The organism is Oceanobacillus sp. CF4.6 (assembly GCF_051262635.1).
Lineage (GTDB): Bacteria > Bacillota > Bacilli > Bacillales > Amphibacillaceae > Oceanobacillus.
On record NZ_JBIMEX010000013.1, the window covers coordinates 39,238 to 54,636 of the forward strand.

The window sequence follows — 15,399 nt, forward strand, 5'->3', positions numbered from 1 at the left end:
AAAAGGGTCACTGACCCTTTCAACACGATTGCCGAAATTCGTGCTGAAATAAAGAAACAAATACACGAATAACCAATAGAAAATCAATTTATAATCATCGACTATCTCCAATTAATTGCACCTGCTGTAACTCAACGTGATCGAAGGGATCTAGTATTTGGTGAGATTACCCGGGAACTTAGAAGATGAAGTTAAAGGTGAGCTTGAAAGGACACAATCCTAATAGTAAGGAATGGGTTTAAAGCGAATGTGATAAATATAAATAATTCGAAAAATACCAGTGACAGTCCTAATAGAATATGTAATAATAACTGAATAGATTGTAAATACTTTTTTACACGAGGTGAATTTTTAATAATTTCCCAAGTATAAATTTAACTCATAGGCTGATATACTATGGGTGAAAGTCTTTCTAATAAATTCTTCCAAGAGGTGCATGAAATGAAGCTTTTATATTCTGGTAAAACAAAAAATGTATATGAATTAGAAGATGGAAACTATTTATTAAAATTTAAGGATGATGTGACCGGTGAAGACGGTGTATTTGATCCAGGTGCAAATACAGTTGGGCTTTCCATTGAAGGTGCCGGCAAAGCTGGATTAAAACTAACTCAGTTTTTCTTTGAGAAGTTAAAAGAGCAAAATATACCAACACATTTTGTTGATGCAGATGTCGAGAAACAAGAAATGAAAGTGGTGCCGGCAACAGTATTTGGCCAAGGCTTAGAAGTAATTTGCCGTTTCCGTGCGGTAGGGAGCTTCTTGAGAAGATATGGAAAATATGCAGAAGAGGGCCAACGACTGGATGCATTTGTTGAAGTAACTTTAAAAGATGACGAACGGCAGGATCCACCAATCGGCAGTGATGCATTGCATATGCTAGGAATTTTACCAAAAGAAGAGTATTCCATTCTAAAGAATCTTACGAAAGAGATTTCCCATATTGTGAAAGATGAGTTGGAAAAAAAGGGAATGGAACTGTATGATATAAAGTTGGAATTTGGTAGAAATGCCGATAATCAAATTATCTTAATTGATGAAATATCTGGTGGGAATATGAGAGTTTATAAAGATGGGGAATATGTTCAACCACTGGACCTAGAAAAACTACTATTGGGCTAGCCCCGACAGTAATACAGGACCATGGGGACAGGAACCCCGGGCCAGCTCTAAAAAGCTTAATGGGCTAGTGATTCCATTTTTGTGTTGCCCCAAAATAAGCTTTATTGGTTCCATCCGCACATAGAATATCACTAGCTATCAGCGTAAAAGCTACTATTGAAGAGAAAATGAAACAATGTAAAAAGATCGCTTCCGATTATGTGAATGTATAATTCTATATCTAGAAAACCTCTGCCAAAAAATGGGTAGAGGTTTTTAGATGTGGTTGTGGACCCATGGGGACAGGAACCCCGGGCCATTGCTAAAACTGAAGGACCAAGAATTCAAGTGCCAGCACCAATTTTTGGTGCTTTAAATTTAATTTGAGGAAATGTAATTTATCATTAGACTAACAGAGTTAAGTGTTAGCAATCAGAGCAAGGAGTGGTTGCGCTTTCTTGTATTTGGACAAATGTGTCTGTCCCTTTCCTTACAATCTTCCATTCGTAATGAACCGTTCTCGATTGTATGCTGTATAGTCTTGCAAGATTGTTTTCACTTTTTCATATTTTTTTGTGATGATTGCTTCGTATATTTGGGTATTGATTTCGTTTGCAGAGTAGTGTTTTTCCTCTAGATGAAGCTGGTTTTAAGCAAGAGTATCAAGTCTATAATGCCAAAGAAACTCCAGATCATTTACACTGGTTGCATACCGTTCTTTCGAATGCAAAAGCGTTTGTTGCTGGTACATTTCACGGGCTGGATTCAAAGCATCTCCAATCCTATTTAGATGAATTTTGTAATCGATTTAATCGAAGAAAATTCAAAGGTGAATGGTTTAGCCGTTTAGCAACTTTATGTGCATCAACTTCTACGATTACTTATTCTGAGCTAGTGGAATAATCATTTAAAACTATAAAAATGTAATCTCAACCTTCTTCAATATTCCAGAATTAAAAATGGTCCACGTTTCCTGTCCCCATGGACCACCCATGGACCATGTCCCCGGAAATTGGACTCATTTTAACTAGTAAGCTCAAGGCTTCACCAAATTTAGACAAGTAGCGGTAATATATTTTTCATTTCCTGGGAAATATCGACAACAGCTTCAGGTGCAGTCCCCCACACTTTAATTTATAAAGCAGTGGGGGACTGCCCTAATGGTCTTATCCTCACCCTTTTAAAAGCTTGACCAACACGAATTTATACTCAATTAAGTGGAAGACGAAGGCAGGAGGTTTTTAGAAAATATTTTTAGATAGTTGAAGAGTAACGAAAGGAATAACTCTTTATTCTTGGGAATTTGGGTGTAAAAACGATTGCTTTGCGAAACGTTGATCAAACTCAATGTTGATGACGAATGTTGATGACGTATTTCTTTGCTATGATGAAAGAGGATTAGACATTACCAACTTTCCAACCTAAAACTACTAACATGACAGGGTTCGAACTAACTGTTCCTGCGAGTAAAAACGACATATTCATAAGTGCACCAAAAAACGCAGCAATACCAGTTAATAATCCAACGATTAAACCAAGTCCAATCAATAATTCTCCCCAAGCAACCATATAAGAGAATATAACAGCATTAGGAATAATTACACTTTCTAAAAATGTGGCGTACCAGCCGGCAACAACACCATCTGCAGCTGTTTCCATTACTCCAGACATATAGCCTCCGAGTGCTGCCCCAGCATTTTTCCCTGTACAAGCATCATTCGTCACTTTACCAAACCCTGCTGTTAACCAAGTATAGCCTATGTAAAATCGTAAAATAAGCCAAATCCATGCCGAGTTCGTGTTAGAGAATAACCATCTAGAAAGCGGATTTTCCTCGTTTTCCTCTTTTTACTTCAACCATCTTTTCACCTCTTGAACATTAGTTAGTACTACCTATCATAATAAATAGTATCACAAATATAGCTAGCGTTATATAAATAGATTCATAATTTTCAGTTTTAGTCTGTTTTCCAATAGAGCCAAAAAAGTAATTACCCAACTAAAGGTGGATCCATCCAATTGGAGTTAATTTACAATTAAATTTTAGTGACAGCACGATTCCATTTGTTGGGGAAATTTCGTTTTGGTTAGTGCCAGCTCCCGTCGCTTTAAAGTATTAAAGTAGTGGTGGAGGATATGCATCAATTTTCTGAAATATATCCAATTAAAGTGGAAATAAATAATTTGAAAAGATTCTCTACTTCACACCCCCTCATCCAATTTCACTTCGATTGTAATTGTGAAAGGGAGGTGAGAAAACATGGCAGTAGCAGATATCACAAAATCCACATTGCAGTTGGTACTTCAAGATGGGATTGATTCCCAATCTGGTTCACCTATTTTTAAGTCCAAAAGCTTCAACAATGTAAAAACAGATGCAACAGCAGATCAACTATATGCAGTTGCAACAGCTCTAGTAGAACTCCAGGAGCGTCCGCTTTACAACATTAATCGTAAGGACACGGCGGATATTCGAGAGGCGTAGTAATTTGAAATCTATTAAATAGAAAGGAGTTGTAACCATGAAAAAATTAGAAATGAAGTTTACGAATCAGGATGGCAAAATTGTTACGTATTCATTGGACAAGCCTATTGAACCTGTCAATGTCGCTTCGATACATGCAGCGATGGATGAGATCATTGCACAGAATGCATTTACTTCAACTGGCGGCGATCTAATTGCGAAGAAGAGCGCTCGTTTGGTTGAGCGTATTGTGGAAGATATTGAATTAGGTTAATTAAGATTATGGGGCTTCATTATAGAAAAACATGACTAGTGGCATTGCCTCTGGTCATGTTTTGGTAAGGAGGGAATTCACATGGAAACCTGGATACCATTCATGACTGAAGTCGGCTTTCCAATCGCGGTTACATTTTACTTGCTTCACCGTGTCGAGGGAAAGCTGAATCAATTGATTGAATCGATTCATGCGTTGCCAGGAAAAATGAAATGATTGAAAAGAGAGCTAAGGTGTGGAATCCAAAGCTCTTTTTCAAATATTTCATTTCCTGAGAAATATCGACAAGGGTTTCAAGTGCTAGTCCCAATTGCTTCAAAGTATTAAACGTTAGGGAATTGGTTTAGTATTTAGTTTTAAGTTTTGATAAGGCTGTCGATACTAAGAAAAACTATTAAATTAAAATGGCGAAGAATCTCAAAAAAATTAGGACATAAAAGGTTTATTATGGAGAGGAATACCATAAAAGGTGGAACGAACAAACTCTTTATCTGTCATAAGGTATTCATGGCTTCGCATCAAAGTATTTTGAAGAGATGCAGTGATATCTGAGGCTGTGTATGCACACACCGACATAATACCCATTTCATCAACGGAACAATCTGCCAAATTTTCAAATTCCTCAATTTTGCTTGATATTCCATCCTGCTTCTTCCATTCAACATGTGCCCAGGTACGAATAATGTTGTTATCTTTAAAAAATGGTTCTAATATTTTATCAAAATGTTCAACAATACTGTGAACGTGAAAATCTCTGTGGTAACCATAAAATGAACGATTATCGACATAGTGAATACGCTTTTGTTGTTCATTTGAAAATAATTCTGATATCATCCGTTCTGCTTCATTGTAAATAGTGGGATTCTCTATGATGAGAAGGTGATGGTCTCTTTCAATCCCTGCTTTAATATAAGATATCAGATTCTCAATATAGTAACGCTTATCTTCAAAAACATATAAAATGTGTGATGCACTGGAAACCTCTAAAAATTTAGTCAAAGGAATCATTTTTGTCAATGTAGCCACTTCCTTCCATGTTGTTAGTCTATTTTCTAGAACAATAGTAATCATCAAAAAGTCCTTTACTTACATATTATCTTGAATAAATAATGAAGGTAATATGTATGAGATTTTATTACTACCATTATAAAATGGAGACCGTACTATTTCTGTATCCGTCATAAGATATGGATATCCTCTCATCATTTGTATATGCTCTCCTGCTGAAATTACCGAAGCATTGTAGGTATGGATAAATAAAATATCCTTATCACTTTGCTTTATATCCTTTATATTAAAATACTTTTTAAGATCTAATAGCCACTCATTTGGATGCTTTTGACTATCTGAGAACCAAATTCGTATAGACTTAATAGTTCTAAATTCCTTTTGTAAAATTTTAAATTTATTAGCTACATCTTTCGGATAATAGGAATGAAGCTCTTCTTTACTGATAAAATAAATATGATCTTCTAGTTCACTCTCCGCAAATAATTTCTCTAGCCTTCGCTTAATCTGGTTGAATTTATTTTTATTATCTATAATTAAACATTTACTCCCTTTTTCTATCCCGTTTAAAAAGAACGTAATAATATGGTGATCATGCATTTCTAAACTATTATACAGGTATAATATCTCCCCACGTTCCATACGTTTGAGTTTTTCGGATATTTCAAAACTTAAATTGGTATTTTGAGATGAATTATTGTCCTGAAGATGCTCTTGAAAAAACATCATCGGGTCAAAATTTAATACACTTCCAATGTTATGAGCAACACTTAATCCTGGATTACGTTTGCCGTTTTCAACTAGTGAATAATATGCTCTATCAATAAAAGCAGCTGATGCAACATGTTCTTGAGTTAAATTCTTAGACTTGCGATATTGGATCAACCACTTTCTCTTCATAGCTTGACCTCACTAACTATTCATATTTCCTGTTCGATAAAGTTTCCTATCTTTTAAAGGATATTTATTGATTAAAACATAGATATTGTCAACTGTAATTTGGTTCATTGTGTTAAATAATGGATAATAAGAACTTTTTTATTTTTCAACAAGGTTACAATCTAAAAGATAGACTATTTTATTATAGCAAGCATGAAATCAGCCACAAAATCAAGTAATATGGTGAATCTTATCTCATTCAATATACTATGGCAGAATGGGAGGATTAAAGTAAAACCTTATCAACTAGTATTCTAAAATAAGGAAATAGTCTGGGTAAAGACTTAACTTTTAAATACAATACAGTTTTACGCATTTGTGTCTATTCGACACATTTTTAAATGCATCTTGATTTTGTGAATGTAGTATAGGTAGAATAGTGTAACTTCAATTAGATGCACTAATCATTAAGAAAAAATACAAAAGGTAGATTTAACACTACTATTCAGAAGATGATTTGTATACGGGTTAACAATTTCAGGAATCTTTTGAGGCAAGCTTCGCAACTGAGAGGATGGGAGAAATAAAAAATGCAGTACTTAAGCAATCGTATGTTAATCGATGCATATAAAAAAGCAAAAGAACAGAAGTTAGATAAGGATTTCTTAGAATTATTAAAAGAGGAACTGATTAGAAGGAAGATTGATCCTTACGATTTGAATGAAGTTAGCTTCAAATAATTCTAGTAAGCCTCAATTTTTATTTAGAAAGGGAAAATTCGTTTCGTTTTCTGCATTCGATCGAAACAATCATGATAATGGAATAAATGAAATATAACCTACTATTTATATTTTTTTACCATGGCTTGCAAAGTAATGTCGATATCCGAATTAACTGAATTGGTTGATACAACTGATTTTGAAATTATGTCCAGACTCTCGCACATTTCTTAGTATATGTTAGTTACACGAATAATTCTGTTTACCAGCGTTTTACTTCAGAGATCTTGTTTATCACAGTTTAACCAGAGATATAAATTCACACCACGTATGTCCCGCTAAGCAAACTGTTGGGATAACACGGTTATAGAAAGTTTTTTCTCACAGTTGAAAGTAGAATAGCCACTTTATTATCCGGATATTACAAGATTATCTTATCGGAAGGATTTACAGCAATATTCGATATTACAATGAGAGACGAATTCAAGCTAAACTCGGATTCATCTCTCCAAAGCAATACGTTCTGAATTATAAGAAACTTAGTTGATTTGTCGTATTTTAAAAATGTCTATTTTTTTGGGGCTTGACCACAGGCACCCAAAGGAAAACAAGAGATTCCGTTTTCTTGTTTGTCTCCAGAGGAAAGATGCAGCCGAACTAGTAATTCTTCTAAAGAATGTTCCTTGATCAAGAACGTAAATCATCATGCTTCGTTGGAATCCTTTATCATTACTGTTAATCCAAATTCTCTTTAGGTTTTTCTTTATGCTTTCTATTTTTAACCTCAGTAAATATGTTATCTGACACACTTGTTTCAGTTTTTGATGTTTCATTTGGAGGGTTCGATTGATTTGATTCAATCAGCGATCTCAGCATTTGAATATCCTCTTTAGTAGCGTATTGTTTATCAGATTTTAACATATATCCTAATTGACCGTTCGCTTCTATTGTAGCCCATTGTAAATCAGTAAAATGCTGAATGTTTTGTTGTCTCATTCGTACTTCTAGCATATCAACTGTTAACCGCAACTTCTTTAAATTGCTTTCATTAATTTGGCCATTTTCAACTACTACAAGTCCTTTCCCATAAATTAAAGTTTCAAACGCATTCGATTTCAAAACGATATATTCAATAAAGAGAAGTGTAGCTACCATTAAAAATGTAATCAACATTGTAATCCAAATGTTCCTATCGCCAACAGGTTGAATAATTAATGACCCAACAGCTATCATCATGACAGTCTGAGCAACAGTAAGCTGTGAGATTGATTTTCTTCCAGCTAACCGTAAAATCAGAACGCCTCCGATCACAACGACAATAGCTTTCCATATGAAGTGTAAATCCAAAAATATCTCCTCTTTTCAAATGTTGCTAAAAATATATTTACAGTTGCCTCTGTCTGGTTTAATATCTATTGTTTATTGTGGATGAAAACATTTAATTTATTCTTTAGTGAAGTGTCTTTATATAACTAGAGCAATAAAACGGCAGCATTTTGCTGTTTACGTCTAATTTTCTAACGTTTTTTCTTTTTTTCAACGTTTTCAATAGTTTCCGCGCGAAGAATATTATATAACCTGCTCTTCGGCTCATATATTTTTTGAGAAGGCCATAGTCCATGATGTCCTGAGAACAGATAGCTGACTAAACAAGCAACAAAAAAGTACTCTAACCCTTTTCCATCGAACATCTCCATTGCCAGCAGAAAAGCTGCTATAGGGGTATTAGCCCCTCCACTAAAAACAGCGATTAATCCTAATGCAGCGAGAAATGACATAGGTAAATCGATGAATGTGTGTAAGGTATTGCCTAATGTTGCTCCAATGAAAAATAAAGGTATAGCTTCACCGCCAACAAAGCCGGTACCAAGCGTTACTGCTGTAAATATTAGCTTGGCCAGGAAAGCAAAGGTTGGAACGTCTTCTATAAAAGATTGTTCTAACATCTGTAATCCTCGGCCATTGTAATCCTGTGAACCAACGATTAAAGTTAATGCTACAATGATAATACCTCCAAAAAATGCTCTTTTCATATGGTTTTTTTTGAAAACTTTCTCAGAGAATTTTTCTATCCCATGTCTCAACTGACAGTATAAAACACTTATTAGGCTAAAAATGACTGATAGAAGAATGACTATTATAAATGTACTAATAGATATTTCCGGTACGGTTTGTATGATAAATTCTTCGTGTTTATGTCCCCAAGCTGCTGTAGTTACATAGTGACCAACAAAGCTTGCCGTAAGACAAGGAACAAGTGCTTCAAATTTCAGCTTTCCTAAAGCAGTCATCTCCATCCCAAAAACAGCACCTGTTATAGGTGCTCCAAAGGCAGCACCAAAACCTGCACTTATACCGCTCATTATAAAAATTTTCTTGTCTAATCTGCTTACCTTAAAAAATTTATTGACCGTTGCAGCTACACTTCCTCCCATTTGGACAGCTGCACCTTCTCTTCCAGTTGAACCTCCAAAAAGGACTGTAACAAAAGTTGCGAAATAGACGATAGGTCCCATTCTCCGCGGAACCTCTTTTTTTCCATGAACTGAATCTATTACCAAATTATTTAGTTCAGCAGTGTCATTCAACGTATTATTCAAAAATACCTTTCCGTAGTTCATATATATGTATCCTATGATAATTCCTCCAAAGGGGAGAAAGAAGATAAGCCAATCTCTTTTTGATCGTATATCATCTCCTAGAAAATCGTTTGTCTCTAAAAGAAAATTGGTTGTCGAGCCGACAACTATACCAATTATGCTTCCAAGGATAATCCATAGAACTAGAACTGAAAAAAAGTTTTTATACTTTAACAACATTCACCAATTCACCTCTTTTCTTTCTTTAGGGAAAATCAATTCTATTGTTGCCTATCGTATTAAAATTATTAAAATAAAGATTGAATAGCCAATTATGAAAGTGAACCCATTCAAGAGGACCGTGGGGGACAGGTTCCTTGTCCCAATCAGTTTTTAGGTCTACGGGACGATGAATCTGTCCCCGTAGACCTACTACTAAACATTCTAAAGCAAGCAAATGATATAAAAACAGTTAGGGGCGGTTTTATGGCTATTTCAGGTTTTCAAGATTTTATGTATCCTTTTCTTCAAATTTTAAAAGACGGAAAGGAACATCGACTAAAAGATTTGTATAAAGAACTTGCGGTTTATTTCAAATTAATGGAAGAAGAAATTGAAGAAACATTGCAATTGGAAAACAAATTGTGTTAGTAAATAGGATAGGGTGAACGAGAACTTACCTAAATAAAGTCGGACTTATTAAAGTAGTAAGAAGAGCGGTATTTACATCACAAATGAAGGTTTAAACATATTAAATGATCCAAAAGTGAACTACATCAACAGAAGTTTTTTAACACGTTATGATAGCTTTAATCAATTCATTAATAAAAAAAATAATGAAACGACAATAATAAAACAACCAACTGAGGATGATCAACAGACACCATTAGAGCTTATTATTGAGAACCATAATATGCTTCAAATGGAATATATAACAACAGCGAAATTTTCAATGCACGCATATGAATGAGTATGCAGGTTCAATTGATAAATGAGTTATTTTAATTGATGGCCAACAATTGACTTAAATATGATGTAGATGTGGGGGTAACAAATGAAGAGGTATTTGTCACTAAGAAATTAGATATTGATTTCTTTGAAGAAACTACTAAGTATACCAGTCACAATAATAGCTAAGAGGAGGGATTACAAAGATTATTAAAGTTTGGAATCTTTAAATGGCGATCATTATTTTTTACAATCAGTATAAAGAGAGCTCTGATGAATACCTTTACCCTTTATCTAAAGAGAAATGATGCCTCATAATGATCGGGAATCATTTCTTTTTTTAGTTTCTTAACTATAATATGAATATAGAGAATTAAAAATCGTTTTATTTAAACAACGATATAGCAGGGAGAATCCATCTATGGAAGTGAATAGCAGCCCCATGAATCAAAGAATTGAACAAGATCATCAAAGTAGAGAAGCATTTCTTCAAGCAATCCTAACTTGCAATACAAAGCAAATGGACTACTATAAGCAGGAAATATTGAAGGTCTTGAAAGAGGATTCCTTGAATATTTTTAAACGCGTACCTGGGAACATGCTTCGTTCTTATAAGAATTTCCTGCTGTCACATAATTCCCTTTATAGTTATAGTGCTGAAAAAGGGGGACTCAACGCTGCGCAATCCCACTTTATCTCGGAAAAGTATGCAATAATGATTGAGCATACCGAGCAAATTTCTAAACTTGATACGATTCATCTGAACATGATTGATGAATATGCAGATCCCTCCATTCGTTACGACAAAATCACAAATCCTAGTATTGCGGATAAAGCTATTCATTATATAGAAACCAACTTTGCTGAAGAGTTTTTGATAGAAGAGATGGCGCATGATTTACACGTCCACCCATCCCACCTTATGCGTGCGTTTAAGAAAGAGAAGGGGACTACGATTAGCCATTGGCGTAATCAAAAGCGAATAAAAGAAGCAAAAGAACTTCTTATTCATTCAAATCTTTCGATGACAGATATTGCCATCATGGTTGGATTTAATAACCCTCAGTATTTTTCTAAGATATTTAAGAAAGAAGAAGGAGTTACGCCAAAAACCTTCAGGAAAGCACATTTAAACAGTTTGGAGGAATAGTTTGTTTTGCGTCTTGATTTCCTTTTCATATATAAAATGCAATATTAGTATAAAAACAGGTGATTTTAGATTAAAACTAATGTAAGCATTTACAATATAATAGTCTTATAGGTTTTAAGCGCTTTCATATCAATTATTTATTACTTTATATACAAAACAAAGTAATAAACACGCCTAGATAGAAAAATTAACTATTAACGGGAGGGTTCAAGATGAAACAGAGAAAGTTTGGTGTGCGAGACCAGTTTGGCTATGCTTTAGGAGATATTGGAGGTAGCTTTGTTAATTTATATATCGGAGGTTTCTTTCTATTATTTGTAACCTCCGTATTAGGAGTAAGCCCATACTTCATGGGGACCTTATTTTTAGTTTCCAGAATCTTTGACGCGTTCACCGATGTTATTATGGGAAGCATTCCAGACCGATGGAAAATCGGAAAAAGTGGGGACAAGTTCTTACCATATATTAGTATATCCAAATGGTTCTTAGCTGCAGCAGTATTGTTGGCGTTTGCAGATGTATCAAGTTGGGGTACAGCGGCGACTCATGTTTGGGTAGTCTTTGTGTACTTATTTTACGGCATCGCTTATACTGCGGATTCGATTCCTTATGGGTCACTTGCAGCGGTTATTACGCAAGATCCAATTGAACGTACAAAATTATCGCGTGCACGTGCGGTTGGTGGATTGATTGTTGGAATTGGGGCACTTTCTTTCGTACCAATGTTTATCTATGATAGTAATGGTGCAATTATTCCAGATGCATTCTTTATTATCTCGATTGTCTTTGCGGTTTGTTCATTGCTTGCTTACACAGGTCTGGTGAAGCTTTCAACGGAACGTGTAAGAGATGACAATCCAGTTGGTAAGAAAATAGACTATAAATTTAAAGATGCTTTAACAGCAGCATTGAAAAATAGACAATTAGTCGGGATGATGGTTGCTTCTGTTGGTTCGTTAATTGTTATCAATGGGGTAACCCAATTAGCCCCAATTGTATTTGCAGAGTACTTCGGTAGTCCAAGTGCCTTTACGATTAACTCCTTTGTACAAATAGGGATTATGTTAATTTTGTTCCTTTTCCTACCAAAATTAGTGAAATTATTTGGAAAGCGTAATCTAGTGATTGCAACATCTACTTTTAGTATCATTGCAATGGCATTCCTAACCTTGTTAACAATTGAAAACGTTTATCTTTATATTACGGTTTATAATATCGGCATGCTAGCGAATAGTGTTTTTGTTATGATTGTTTGGGCACTTGTAGCAGATGCTTTGGATTATACAGAAATGCAAACTGGAAAACGATATGACGGAACGCTTTATTCGATTTATTCCTTTTCCCGTAAAGTCGGTATGGGGGTTGGATCTGCATTAGGTAGTTATTCCCTTGGTTGGGTAGGATATGCTACTGGATCTACTTCGCAATCACAAGAAGTGGCAGAAGGTGTTCTTCGTATGTACAATGGCTTGCCAATTATCGCGTTTACACTCATGTTGATTGGTCTATTGTTCATCTTTAACTTAAACGGTAAGAAGACAAATGCGATGTATGAGGAGCTAGAATTAAGAAGAAAATCATCATAATTCATTTACTCTATAGGAATCTATTAGTAGAATTCCTATAGCAATAAATAGATAGGAGAGATAAACATGCGTACAAGATTTTTATCGAAACTAACAAACGGGGAAGTAGAAGCGTATCTAGATAAAAATGATCTTATCTTTATTCCAGTCGGCGTAACAGAAACACATGGTGCATTGCCACTAGATTCAGAAACGGTTTTGGCAGAAGCGTTTGCATTGAAAATGGCGGAGGCTGCGGATGGACTGGTTCTTCATAATCTCCCATATTTCTTTGCAGGAGCAACTCCTACTGGACGTGGAACAGTACAAATGACAACAAAAGACGGTGCAGCATACTTAGATAGAATTGCACAGTCACTACTTCATCAAGGATTCAGAAGACAAGTTTATGTTACTTTACATGGACCAGCATATTTAACAGTTGGTCCAATGATCCGCGACTTTTTTGACCGTACCAAAGCACCTATTCTTTATATGGACTTAATGGTGACGATTGGAACCGTGAAAGACTTATCGTTTAACTTCTTTGAGAAATTCAATGATATGGCGATAGGTGCCTATGACATCTTAGGTAGATTGGAAGATGTTCCACTTAACGTACCAGAGTCCAAATCTGTTAGCTATGATGTGGAAAAAGTAATGAAAGCAAATGCGGACCATCCAGCATCGCCCCTTGGAAAATATGCACTACAATCCGGTGCGGTTGGCTATTATTTTGACCATGCTTCCGACCACTTATATACACCATTATTGAAAACGGCAGATGAACGTGAAGGCTATGCCAAATCTGGTGTCGCAGCGATCAATGAAATTGTTGAGGGGTTAGATATGGTTACTGTTGTGAAGCAATTGAGGGAATTGGATGAATATACGCAAAATGTTAGTATGAAGCGATATGGGGAGTGGCTTCCGAGGTAAGTTTCAGGGACCGTAAATAATACGAACGGGTTCCGTTACCTAGCGCAAACATTAAAAATATAAGTGAAAGTGACTATCAAATTGTATGCTGATTTGGTAGTCATTTTTTGTTACAAATGATTGCGCAATTTAGTGTGCGTTTTATTATAAGAAAATGCACGAAATAGGAGGATTGCTAAAAAGCAATGACAACTGATTAATTGAAACACGTTTTTTCTTATTTGTAAGGATGTTGCCTGTTAGTTGGAGTGATATCGCCATTCTCCATTGCTTCTTCTGGTGTGTAATCTTTGGGGACTTTACTCGTTTGTTTTTCTCCAAAATTTTTAATTTGCTGTTCAAATGTAAGATTGCTTCCTCCATTACTTTTATTATCTTCATCCAACGACTTTCCATTAAAATTAACGATTAGGAATAGAACTAATCCACTAATCAAAGTTACTAAGACAACTTTTTTACTTTTAAAATCTAACCATTTGCCTACTCTCCTTAGCAATGCTGTTACTGATACTTTATGACAACGTATAAGACCTTATTCATCAAACTGGTGCGTTTCTACAATAAGTAGAGAAGCTCTTTGACTAATGTGTAGTAGTTCAATATTAGACAATGGATACAGATGAAAATCAGATTATTTAGTAAAACCTTGGAAGCATCGCATCTAATGTTGTATACTTATTTACTTAGCAACTCTATTGAAAAAGGCAAAATTATCGAAAGGTAATGACGCAAAATCACAGATCTAAAGCATTAAGCAACGATGGCTGGATTACCGAAAGGAGTAACGAAAGAAATTGAAAAGAAAAGGTTTTTACTACTTAATAATTATTTTATTTACGTTTTCCCCTGTTGTCATAGACACGATTTTAACGGATGAAGCGAATAGACATTATCCTAGGACTTGGAATCTCTTTCTAATTCCGACTATCATGATAGTTTATATGTATCCGAAATGGAAAGTAATTATAGGAGCTAGCATCTTTTACACTGCTTTGAAGTTCACAACAGAGGTTACGCAGAGAACTAGCATCGAGACAAATCTGATGATCGAACTTATCTTTGGTTCAATGATTAATTGGTCCGTCACTGTATTTGTTGGGTATTTCATAATTAAATCTTCCAACTTGTTAAAAGAAGTGGAAGAATTGACTATTACCGATGCGTTAACTGGAATTTATAATCGAAGGTATTTTGATTTTTTTATGGAAAAAACGATTCCTTTTAGTAAAAAGAATAACAATCCTCTAATTTTTTTGTTGTTAGATATAGACCATTTCAAGAAAGTTAATGATCATTACGGTCATCAATGTGGGGACGAAGCACTTAAGCATATTTCAAATATGATTGGAAGTAATGTAAGAAACTCAGATGCTTTTGTTCGTTTTGGAGGGGAAGAATTCGCAGTTATTATGCCAAACACCGACGCTGAAGAAGGACTAATCCTAGCAGAACGTATACGTGAGTCTATAGAAAAATCGGATTTTACTTATAACAACGAACGCATCCATTTTACAATCAGCATTGGAGTATCTTCTTACAGTGGAGAGGAAGTAGAAACGTTTATCGAAAAGACCGATAATGCGTTATAAAAAGCAAAAGAAAACGGTAGAAATCAGATAGCAATTTTTAATTGATATTAAATATTGGAGCTTATTATTTTAAAGTAAACCTCTATTTTGTACTAACGGTGTACTTTGCTTCAAGAAGAGTACGAAATAGAAGTGTATGGTCCTTATGAAGAGATATTGTTACTAGTAAATGATTGAAAGCATC

Annotated in this window: 16 protein-coding genes, 1 pseudogene and 1 riboswitch; of the genes and pseudogenes, 11 read left to right on the forward strand and 6 right to left on the reverse strand. The window is 34.9% G+C overall.

The window, feature by feature from the left end:
- Nucleotides 1–441: 441 nt before the first annotated feature.
- Together ACHABU_RS16825 and ACHABU_RS16830 are read left to right on the forward strand one after the other, a co-directional pair.
- Complete coding sequence (locus ACHABU_RS16825; protein ID WP_435766125.1) at nucleotides 442–1,122, forward strand: phosphoribosylaminoimidazolesuccinocarboxamide synthase; 681 nt, start codon at nucleotides 442–444, stop codon at nucleotides 1,120–1,122.
- Between the two features lie 648 nt (nucleotides 1,123–1,770).
- A pseudogene (locus tag ACHABU_RS16830) lies at nucleotides 1,771–2,004 on the forward strand (transposase); the annotation flags it as partial.
- A gap of 495 nt (nucleotides 2,005–2,499) precedes the next feature.
- On the opposite strand, the gene ACHABU_RS16835 reads toward ACHABU_RS16830, so the two are convergent.
- Nucleotides 2,500–2,886, reverse strand: a complete 387-nt coding sequence (locus ACHABU_RS16835; protein ID WP_435766196.1) for a DoxX family membrane protein — start codon at nucleotides 2,884–2,886, stop codon at nucleotides 2,500–2,502.
- A gap of 475 nt (nucleotides 2,887–3,361) precedes the next feature.
- On the opposite strand from ACHABU_RS16835, the gene ACHABU_RS16840 reads away from it, so the two are divergent.
- The 3 genes from ACHABU_RS16840 (at nucleotide 3,362) to ACHABU_RS16850 (ending at nucleotide 4,055) form a co-directional block, all read left to right on the forward strand.
- Complete coding sequence (locus ACHABU_RS16840) at nucleotides 3,362–3,586, forward strand: DUF1659 domain-containing protein (protein WP_435766126.1); 225 nt, start codon at nucleotides 3,362–3,364, stop codon at nucleotides 3,584–3,586.
- 37 nt (nucleotides 3,587–3,623) lie between these two features.
- Nucleotides 3,624–3,839, forward strand: coding sequence for a DUF2922 domain-containing protein (locus tag ACHABU_RS16845; RefSeq protein ID WP_087974096.1), 216 nt, complete (start codon nucleotides 3,624–3,626; stop codon nucleotides 3,837–3,839).
- A gap of 81 nt (nucleotides 3,840–3,920) precedes the next feature.
- A complete protein-coding gene (locus ACHABU_RS16850; protein WP_379494845.1) occupies nucleotides 3,921–4,055 on the forward strand; it encodes a YvrJ family protein in 135 nt (44 codons plus the stop codon).
- 210 nt (nucleotides 4,056–4,265) lie between these two features.
- Here the strand turns inward: ACHABU_RS16850 and ACHABU_RS16855 are convergent, their stop codons facing one another.
- Together ACHABU_RS16855 and ACHABU_RS16860 are read right to left on the reverse strand one after the other, a co-directional pair.
- Complete coding sequence (locus ACHABU_RS16855) at nucleotides 4,266–4,847, reverse strand: MEDS domain-containing protein (protein ID WP_435766197.1); 582 nt, start codon at nucleotides 4,845–4,847, stop codon at nucleotides 4,266–4,268.
- 78 nt (nucleotides 4,848–4,925) lie between these two features.
- The gene (locus ACHABU_RS16860; RefSeq protein ID WP_435766127.1) at nucleotides 4,926–5,747 is read right to left on the reverse strand and encodes a helix-turn-helix domain-containing protein; all 822 of its coding nucleotides are present in this window, start codon (nucleotides 5,745–5,747) and stop codon (nucleotides 4,926–4,928) included.
- A 569-nt stretch (nucleotides 5,748–6,316) separates the two neighbouring features.
- Here ACHABU_RS16860 and ACHABU_RS16865 point away from each other — a divergent pair.
- Nucleotides 6,317–6,466, forward strand: coding sequence for a sporulation histidine kinase inhibitor Sda (locus ACHABU_RS16865; RefSeq protein ID WP_435766128.1), 150 nt, complete (start codon nucleotides 6,317–6,319; stop codon nucleotides 6,464–6,466).
- A 714-nt stretch (nucleotides 6,467–7,180) separates the two neighbouring features.
- Here the strand turns inward: ACHABU_RS16865 and ACHABU_RS16870 are convergent.
- Together ACHABU_RS16870 and ACHABU_RS16875 are read right to left on the reverse strand one after the other, a co-directional pair.
- Nucleotides 7,181–7,792: a DUF421 domain-containing protein gene (locus tag ACHABU_RS16870; protein WP_435766129.1), complete on the reverse strand. Its 612-nt coding sequence runs from the start codon at nucleotides 7,790–7,792 to the stop codon at nucleotides 7,181–7,183.
- 170 nt (nucleotides 7,793–7,962) lie between these two features.
- Nucleotides 7,963–9,066, reverse strand: coding sequence for a chloride channel protein (locus ACHABU_RS16875; protein ID WP_435766130.1), 1,104 nt, complete (start codon nucleotides 9,064–9,066; stop codon nucleotides 7,963–7,965).
- Nucleotides 9,067–9,510: 444 nt separating this feature from the next.
- Here ACHABU_RS16875 and ACHABU_RS16880 point away from each other — a divergent pair, with 444 nt between their 5' ends.
- The 4 genes from ACHABU_RS16880 to ACHABU_RS16895 all read left to right on the forward strand — a co-directional run bounded on the left by ACHABU_RS16880 (nucleotide 9,511) and on the right by ACHABU_RS16895 (nucleotide 13,626).
- On the forward strand, nucleotides 9,511–9,675 hold the full coding sequence (locus ACHABU_RS16880) for a winged helix-turn-helix domain-containing protein (RefSeq protein ID WP_435766131.1): 165 nt from the start codon (nucleotides 9,511–9,513) through the stop codon (nucleotides 9,673–9,675).
- A 718-nt stretch (nucleotides 9,676–10,393) separates the two neighbouring features.
- Nucleotides 10,394–11,122 carry a helix-turn-helix transcriptional regulator gene (locus ACHABU_RS16885; protein ID WP_435766132.1) on the forward strand — a complete coding sequence of 243 codons (729 nt, stop codon included), beginning with the start codon at nucleotides 10,394–10,396 and terminating at the stop codon, nucleotides 11,120–11,122.
- Nucleotides 11,123–11,334: 212 nt separating this feature from the next.
- The gene (locus ACHABU_RS16890; RefSeq protein ID WP_435766133.1) at nucleotides 11,335–12,708 is read left to right on the forward strand and encodes an MFS transporter; all 1,374 of its coding nucleotides are present in this window, start codon (nucleotides 11,335–11,337) and stop codon (nucleotides 12,706–12,708) included.
- Nucleotides 12,709–12,774: 66 nt separating this feature from the next.
- Nucleotides 12,775–13,626 carry a creatininase family protein gene (locus ACHABU_RS16895; RefSeq protein WP_435766134.1) on the forward strand — a complete coding sequence of 284 codons (852 nt, stop codon included), beginning with the start codon at nucleotides 12,775–12,777 and terminating at the stop codon, nucleotides 13,624–13,626.
- A gap of 217 nt (nucleotides 13,627–13,843) precedes the next feature.
- On the opposite strand, the gene ACHABU_RS16900 is transcribed toward ACHABU_RS16895, so the two are convergent.
- Nucleotides 13,844–14,122 (reverse strand): hypothetical protein, encoded by a 279-nt coding sequence (locus ACHABU_RS16900; protein WP_435766135.1) that lies wholly within the window; start codon nucleotides 14,120–14,122, stop codon nucleotides 13,844–13,846.
- Between the two features lie 197 nt (nucleotides 14,123–14,319).
- Nucleotides 14,320–14,403, forward strand: a riboswitch (cyclic di-GMP riboswitch).
- Between the two features lie 17 nt (nucleotides 14,404–14,420).
- Between ACHABU_RS16900 and ACHABU_RS16905 the strand changes: the two genes are divergently transcribed.
- Complete coding sequence (locus ACHABU_RS16905) at nucleotides 14,421–15,215, forward strand: GGDEF domain-containing protein (RefSeq protein ID WP_435766136.1); 795 nt, start codon at nucleotides 14,421–14,423, stop codon at nucleotides 15,213–15,215.
- Nucleotides 15,216–15,399: the final 184 nt, after the last annotated feature.